8 protein-coding genes and 2 tRNA genes are annotated in these 6273 nt (G+C 32.1%); all 10 read right to left on the reverse strand.

The window, feature by feature from the left end; genetic code table 11:
- The coding region (gene rpoB, locus AMN70_RS02385; protein ID WP_075501415.1) for a DNA-directed RNA polymerase subunit beta at positions 1-2042 on the reverse strand (2042 nt) is incomplete at its 3' end.
- Positions 2043-2096: 54 nt separating this feature from the next.
- Positions 2097-2462, reverse strand: a complete 366-nt coding sequence (rplL, locus tag AMN70_RS02390; protein WP_075501416.1) for a 50S ribosomal protein L7/L12 — start codon at positions 2460-2462, stop codon at positions 2097-2099.
- A 10-nt stretch (positions 2463-2472) separates the two neighbouring features.
- Positions 2473-2985, reverse strand: coding sequence for a 50S ribosomal protein L10 (gene rplJ / locus AMN70_RS02395; RefSeq protein ID WP_075501429.1), 513 nt, complete (start codon positions 2983-2985; stop codon positions 2473-2475).
- Between the two features lie 4 nt (positions 2986-2989).
- Positions 2990-3679 (reverse strand): 50S ribosomal protein L1, encoded by a 690-nt coding sequence (rplA, locus tag AMN70_RS02400; protein ID WP_075501418.1) that lies wholly within the window; start codon positions 3677-3679, stop codon positions 2990-2992.
- Positions 3679-4110, reverse strand: a complete 432-nt coding sequence (gene rplK / locus AMN70_RS02405; RefSeq protein WP_075501420.1) for a 50S ribosomal protein L11 — start codon at positions 4108-4110, stop codon at positions 3679-3681. The genes rplA and rplK overlap by 1 nt, the downstream gene beginning before the upstream one ends.
- Positions 4110-4640, reverse strand: a complete 531-nt coding sequence (gene nusG / locus AMN70_RS02410) for a transcription termination/antitermination protein NusG (RefSeq protein WP_075501421.1) — start codon at positions 4638-4640, stop codon at positions 4110-4112. Before nusG ends, rplK begins: the two co-directional genes overlap by 1 nt.
- Entirely contained in the window at positions 4640-4831 is a 192-nt protein-coding gene (gene secE / locus AMN70_RS02415; RefSeq protein ID WP_075501425.1) for a preprotein translocase subunit SecE, read from the reverse strand. The genes nusG and secE overlap by 1 nt, the downstream gene beginning before the upstream one ends.
- Positions 4832-4849: 18 nt before the next feature.
- A tRNA-Trp gene (locus AMN70_RS02420) sits at positions 4850-4925 on the reverse strand.
- A 9-nt stretch (positions 4926-4934) separates the two neighbouring features.
- Positions 4935-6125, reverse strand: a complete 1191-nt coding sequence (tuf, locus tag AMN70_RS02425) for an elongation factor Tu (protein WP_075501427.1) — start codon at positions 6123-6125, stop codon at positions 4935-4937.
- A gap of 45 nt (positions 6126-6170) precedes the next feature.
- Positions 6171-6244, reverse strand: a tRNA-Gly gene (locus tag AMN70_RS02430).
- Between the last annotated feature and the right edge of the window lie 29 nt (positions 6245-6273).

Below are 6273 nucleotides of genomic sequence, written 5' to 3' on the forward strand. Positions count from 1 at the left end.
TTTTCTAAAAATGGAATTAAAGATGCTGCAACAGAAACAAGTTGTTTTGGTGAAACGTCAATATAATCAATTGTTTCTGGTTTAGATAATAAAAAATTTAAATTTTGCCTACATGAAACTAATTCTTCTGTAATTTTTCCATTCTTGTCAATTTTTGTATTTGCTTGTGCAATAGTGAATTTTGTTTCTTCCATAGCTGACAAATACTCAACTTTATCTTGAACCACTCCATCTTTTACTCTTTTATATGGGCTTTCAATAAAACCGTATTTGTTAATTTTTGCATAAGTTGAGAGACTATTGATTAAACCAATATTTGGTCCTTCAGGAGTTTCTATCGGACAAATTCTTCCATAATGAGTCGGATGAACATCACGCACTTCAAAACCAGCTCTTTCCCTTGTTAACCCACCGGGTCCTAAAGCAGAAACCCTTCTTTTATGAGTTATTTCGGATAATGGATTTGTTTGATCCATGAATTGAGACAATTGTGAACTTGCAAAAAAATCTTTTAAAGAAACTGTCAAAGGTTTTGCATTAATTAAATCTTGAGGCATAGCCGACTCGACATCAAGAGTTGTCATTTTTTCCTTTATAGCTCTTTCCATTCTATAAACACCAATTCTAGCTTGGTTCTCTACTAATTCACCTACTGATCTTACTCTTCTATTGCCTAAATGGTCTATGTCATCAACATCATCTTTTCCATCTCTTAATTCTAACATTTTGTGAATTATTGCAATAATATCATCATTTCTTAAAATTGTAATTTTATCTGAGCACTCTAAGTTTAGTCTAGAATTCATTTTTACTCTTCCAACATCTGAAAGATCATATCTATCAGAACTAAAAAACAAATTATTAAAAATTTGAGTAGCTATTTCAATTGTTGGTGGCTCACCAGGTCTAAGCATTTTATAAATTTCTGTAATCGCTTCATCTTTAGAATTATTTTTATCATTTAATATTGTGTTCAATAAATAAGGACCTTTATTTATCGAATTTGTGACAGATATTTCTAAGCTGTAAATATTTGCATCTAAAATTTGTTTAATAACTGTATCATTTAATTCAGTACCAATTTTAAATGTCCCATCTTCCTCATTATTTACTTTAATATCTTTGTGTAAAAATTTTCCATATAAAGACTCTTTAGAAACCAGTATATCTTTTAATCCATCATTGAAAAGTTTCTTTGCATTAAGATAATTTATCTTTTCCCCAAGTTTTATAACTACTTTACCAGTTTTAGCATCTATTACCTCTTCTGAAAAATTTTTAGCTTTATAATTCTCAGGATTAAATTTTGTTTTCCATTTTTCAGTTTTTGAATCAAATAAATATTGTTCCTTATCATAAAATTCATTTACTATTTCAGATTTTGTATATCCCAAGGCTAATAATAAAGTAGAAGCTAAAATTTTTTTCTTTCTATCTATCTTGAAATATAAAAAATCTTTAACATCGTATTCAAAATCTAACCAAGATCCTCTATTAGGGATAACTCTACAATTAAATAGCAATTTACCACTAGCATGAGTTTTACCTTTGTCGTGATCAAAAAAAACTCCTGGACTTCTATGCATTTGATTTACTACTACTCTTTGAACTCCGTTAGTTATAAAAGTACCACTATTTGTCATCATTGGTACTTCTCCCATATAAACTTCTTGTTCTTTAGCTGATAAAATATCTTTTGTATTGTTTTCTTGATCAATTTCGTAAACTACTAATCTTAGAGTACATTTTAAAGCAGACGAATAAGTTAAACCTCTTGCAATACATTCCTCAACGTCAAATTTTGGCTTTTCTAGTCTGTACGATACATATTCCAATGTTGCTTTATCATTTAAATCATCGATAGGAAAAATACTTTTAAAAACTCTGTCAAAGCCTTTTGTTATTTCAGCTTCAGCGTTAAAGTCTGTCAGCTCATCATATGAATTTTTTTGAACTTCAATAAGATTTGGAATAGATAAACTCTCTTTTAGTTTACCAAAGCTTTTTCTAATATTCTTTTTTTCAGTAAAAGATATTTGCATCTATATTTAAAGCTGATTAACAAGTAATCAGCTTTTGAATTCTTTCTAATTAATTTATTTAAGTTCTACTTTTGCGCCTGCAGCTTCTAACTTAGCTTTAATTTCTTCAGCTTCTTTTTTAGGAACACCTGCTTTTACTTCTTTAGGTGCACCTTCAACTAAATCTTTTGCCTCTTTTAGTCCAAGTGATGTTGCTGCTCTTACTTCTTTAATAACATTTATTTTTTTGTCTCCCGCTGACACTAACATAATTGTAAATTCATCCTTATCTGAAGCTGCTTCTCCACCAGCTGCTGCTGCAGGTGCTGCTGCTGCCATTGGAGTTACACCCCATTTTTCTTCTAATTGTTTTGATAAATCTGCTGCTTCAGCAACAGTTAATTTTGATAGGTCGTCGATAATTTTATTTAGGTCTGGCATAATCTACTCTTTAGGTTGTTTTTTCAGAATTTTCTGCAGACAAACTACTCATTTTTTCCGATCGTGCAAGAAAAATACTTACTAATTTTGATGCTGGAGTATTTAAAATTCCAATAATACTAGCTCTAGCTTCATCTAACGTTGGTAAATTTGCTACATTTTGTACACCTGTCTGATCCAAAACCTCATTATCCATTATTCCACCAATAAGTTTTAGATTTTCGTTATCTTTAGCAAATTTAGAAAGGATTCTTGCTGACATTATTGCGTCCTCACCAAATGCAACCGCGGTAGGGCCAGTAAACAATTTTGATAAATCTTTACATTTAGTTTTTTCAATTGCTAGTTTAGTTATTCTGTTTTTTGTGATTTTAAAAACAATTCCCTTTTCTCTCATTTGTGATCTAAGTTCATCTAATTGCGGCATCGTCAAACCTTGATAATGAGTTACCATTACTGCTTTACTATTTTCAAATTGTGCAGTCATTTCAGCGATATAATTTTTTTTTTGCTCTTTGTTCATCATATTATATTGCCTTCGATAATTTTACTTTATATGAGACGCCCATAGTTGATGTAGCAAAAATATTCTTAATTAGATCTCCTTTAAGAGTATTGTTTGATTTTTCTTTTTCTAAAGACTCTAATATTGCGTTATAATTTTTAAGTAACTGATCATCTTGAAAAGATTTCTTACCAATACTCACGCCTATGTTTCCATCTTTGTCATTTCTTATTTCAACTTGACCAGACTTAGCATTAGTTACAGCTTCTTTAATATTTTCTGAAACAGATCCAAGTTTTGGATTAGGCATAAGTCCCTTTGGACCCAAAACTTTTCCAAGTTTAGAAAGTTTTACCATCATTCCAGGAGTACAAATTAATTTTTCAAAATTAAGCTCTCCAGCTTTAATTTTTTCTATAAATTCATCATTCCCTACTATATCTGCTCCAGCATTCTTGGCTTCTTGTGCTTTAGCGTCTTCACAAACCACAGCAACTTTTATTTTTTTACCAGTTCCTCCTGGTAAATTGACCACTGTTCTAATATTAATCTCATTTTTTTTTTGTTTATTGTTTATCTGAAAACTTAAGTCTAATGACTCATCAAATTTAGTAGTACAATTTTTTTTCAATAAAGGTAATAATTTTTCAATAGACTCTGATTTTAATTCTTTCGTTCTTTCAGGGAGTTTTTTAAATCTTTTAGATTTCATTATTCTTTAACCTCTATACCCATTGATTTAGCTGAACCCGAAATGATTTTTACTGCTTGATCTAAATCTAAAGCGTTCAAATCATTCATTTTTTGCTTAGCAATTTCTTCAGCTTGTTTTTTTGTAATTGAAGCTACAATATTTCTTCCAGGTTCTTTCGAACCACTTTTTAATTTAGCAGCCTCTCTAATAAAAAAGGAAGCAGGAGGAGATTTTATTTTAAAATCAAATTTTTTATCTTTATAAACTGTAATTTCAACTGGAACAGGTTTTCCCGCTAACGATTTTGTTTTGTCATTAAATGCTTTGCAAAATTCCATTATATTTACTCCACGTTGACCTAGTGCAGGACCTACGGGTGGAGCAGGATTAGCTTGACCACCTTTTATTTGTAATTTTATAAATCCACTTATTTCTTTTTTCGCAGCCATTAACTTATTTTCTCCACTTGATTATATTCTAATTCAACAGGTGTAGGACGACCAAATATAGAAACTGAAACCTTAAGTCTAGACTTTTCTTCATCAATTCCCTCAACCATTCCACTGAATGATGCAAAAGGTCCATCTACTACCTGAACTTTTTCACCTACGCTGTACTCTATACCAGATTTCGGCTGGGCTACACCATCTTTTATTTGTCCCAAGATCTTCTCAATTTCTTTATCAGAAACTGGTACTGGCATACCTTTTGTACCTAAAAAACCACTTACTCTCTTAATATTTTTTATCATGTGATAAATGTTATTGTCCATTTCACTTTTAATTAGCACGTAGCCTGGAAAATACTTTTTTTTTCTTTGAATTCTTTTTCCTCTTTTTACTTCAGTTACATCATGGGTTGGTACAACAATTTCCTCGAATTTATCTGATATTTTTGCTTTCTCAGCTTCTTCTTTAATCAAACCAGCAACTTTATTTTCAAAACTTGAATGAGATTGAACAATATACCAATTTTTCATTATATACTTACCTTAAGTAACAATTCTAAAAAAAATTTTAAAACTTGGTCAAGAAGTAAAAAAAATAAAGACATTACTACTGCCATAGCGAAAACCATCAAGGCGCCTTGCAGTGTTTCCTTACCCGTAGGCCAAGACACTTTAAAAGCCTCTTGTTTCACTTCCTGAATAAACTTAATTGGGTTTTTCATTTTTTTTCTTACAATAATTGGCAGGAGCGGAGGGACTCGAACCCTCAGCCTCCGGTTTTGGAGACCGGCGCTCTACCAATTGAGCTACACTCCTATATAGAGCTTACTCTATAATTTTAGTTACTACTCCAGCTCCAACAGTTCTACCACCTTCACGAATAGCAAAATTTAATTTTTCTGACATCGCAATCGGTGTTATTAATTTTACTGTAAATTTAGCATCATCACCTGGCATAACCATTTCTGTACCAGCTGGTAATTCTACTTCCCCAGTTACATCTGTTGTTCTAAAATAAAACTGTGGTCTATATTTTGTGAAGAAAGGGGTATGTCTTCCACCTTCCTCTTTTTTTAAAACATATGCCTGAGCTTCAAATTTAGTATGTGGTGTGACTGAACCTGGTTTACAAAGAACCTGACCTCTTTCGATATCTGTTCTCTCCACACCTCTTAAAAGTACACCAACGTTATCACCTGCTTCACCAGAATCTAAAAGTTTTCTAAACATTTCTACACCAGTACAAACAGATTTTTTTGTATCTCTAATACCAACAATTTCAAGCTCATCACCAGTTTTAAGCACACCAGACTCTACTCTTCCAGTTGCCACTGTACCTCTTCCTGATATTGAAAAAACATCTTCAACAGGCATCAAGAAATCTTTATCTTTAGGCCTGTCAGGTTGTGGAATAAATTCATCTACATTTTTCATTAATTCTAAAATAGAATTTTTTCCGATTTCATCATCTCTTCCCTCTACAGCAGCAAGAGCAGATCCTTTTGCAATTGGAGTTTTGTCTCCAGGAAACTTATAAGAAGTCAATAACTCTTTTATTTCCTCTTCAACTAAGTCAATCATTTCTTTATCATCAACTTGATCTACTTTATTTAAATATACACAGATTGCTGGTACACCAACTTGTCTTGCTAGTAGAATATGTTCTCTAGTTTGTGGCATAGGTCCATCAGCAGCATTTACTACAAGAATTGCTCCATCCATTTGAGCAGCTCCTGTAATCATGTTTTTTACATAATCAGCGTGACCTGGACAATCTACATGAGCATAATGTCTTTTTTCAGTTTCATATTCTACATGCGCTGTCGATATAGTTATACCTCTCTCTTTTTCTTCTGGCGCTTTATCTATTTGATCATACGCTACCGCTTTTGCTCCACCAGTTTCAGATAAAACTTTAGTGATAGCTGCAGTTAAAGTTGTTTTACCGTGATCGACATGACCAATTGTACCAATGTTACAATGTGGTTTATTTCTTACAAATTTCTCTTTAGACATTACTTTTAATCCTCACTTTTCTTTTAATTTACAATTTCGTTTTCTTGGAGCGGGTAAAGGGAATCGAACCCTTACATCCAGCTTGGAAGGCTAGCGTTCTACCATTGAACTACACCCGCACAACCCCAAGAGTATCACTCCATTATTA

The organism is Candidatus Pelagibacter communis, from assembly GCF_001179925.1.
In the GTDB taxonomy this organism is placed as follows: domain Bacteria; phylum Pseudomonadota; class Alphaproteobacteria; order Pelagibacterales; family Pelagibacteraceae; genus Pelagibacter; species Pelagibacter ubique_E.

Excerpts from the sequence above, each read along its gene's own strand:
- rplL (WP_075501416.1), bottom strand. The coding sequence starts at position 2,462 with ATGCCAGACCTAAATAAAATTATCGACGACCTATCAAAATTAACTGTT.
- rplJ (WP_075501429.1), bottom strand. The coding sequence starts at position 2,985 with ATGAACAAAGAGCAAAAAAAAAATTATATCGCTGAAATGACTGCACAA.
- rplA (WP_075501418.1), bottom strand. The coding sequence starts at position 3,679 with ATGAAATCTAAAAGATTTAAAAAACTCCCTGAAAGAACGAAAGAATTA.
- rplK (WP_075501420.1), bottom strand. The coding sequence starts at position 4,110 with ATGGCTGCGAAAAAAGAAATAAGTGGATTTATAAAATTACAAATAAAA.
- nusG (WP_075501421.1), bottom strand. The coding sequence starts at position 4,640 with ATGAAAAATTGGTATATTGTTCAATCTCATTCAAGTTTTGAAAATAAA.
- secE (WP_075501425.1), bottom strand. The coding sequence starts at position 4,831 with ATGAAAAACCCAATTAAGTTTATTCAGGAAGTGAAACAAGAGGCTTTT.
- tuf (WP_075501427.1), bottom strand. The coding sequence starts at position 6,125 with ATGTCTAAAGAGAAATTTGTAAGAAATAAACCACATTGTAACATTGGT.